This window comes from Halalkalibacterium halodurans (genome assembly GCF_004376175.1).
Classification (GTDB): Bacteria; Bacillota; Bacilli; order Bacillales; family Bacillaceae_D; genus Halalkalibacterium; species Halalkalibacterium halodurans.
Map to the genome: position 1 here is coordinate 1 of NZ_SNUY01000168.1, position 729 is coordinate 729.

Genomic DNA, 729 nt, shown 5'->3' on the forward strand with positions numbered 1-729 from the left:
TGCAAAATACATGTGTGGTAACCTCAATTATCTACAGAAATCAGGGAGTGGCAATTTTTTTGCTTATAAAGCCCTCTAACATAGGATTTAATAGCCTATTTTTATATAAAGTTTTGACAATACGATAAGAGGAAAGGGAGAGGTGAACATGGAAATTGAAGACATCTATGGAGACTTGCCAACGTTAGAAACCGAACGACTACGGCTGCGGAAGTTCTATAAAGCTGATGCGGCGGCCATTTACGACTATGCGTCCAATGAACAGGTGACCAAATACGTCCTTTGGGAAACGCACCAAAGCATCAAAGATAGCGAAGCGTTTTTAGCGTTTGCCTTAAACAAATACGATGAAAGAGATGTCTCTCCGTGGGCCATTGAGCTGAAAAGAAACGAGCGAATGATCGGAACGGTCGATTTTGTTTGGTGGAAGCCAAAAGACAAAACGGCAGAGCTAGGCTATGTCTTATCGGAACCATATTGGGGTGAAGGAATTATGACTGAAGCGGTGAACGCCTTAGTCGAATTTGGCTTCAATAATATGGAGCTCGAACGAATCCAAGCAAAATGCTTTGCCGAAAATATTTCGTCCGCAAGAGTGATGGAAAGGTAGTGTCAAAAGTTCTATGAAAAACTAGCACGGTTCATACTACCTACCATTTATTAGGTGGAAATGCCACGCTATCGCTCTTGACAAACACACCAATGGTTTATTCAGAGGTCAATCAAGGG

The 729-nt window shown here is 42.0% G+C and carries 1 protein-coding gene; it reads left to right on the forward strand.

Annotation, left to right across the window (positions count from 1 at the left end):
- Positions 1–148: 148 nt before the first annotated feature.
- Positions 149–610 (forward strand): GNAT family N-acetyltransferase, encoded by a 462-nt coding sequence (locus E2L07_RS20645; protein ID WP_243855036.1) that lies wholly within the window; start codon positions 149–151, stop codon positions 608–610.
- The last annotated feature ends 119 nt before the right edge of the window (positions 611–729 follow it).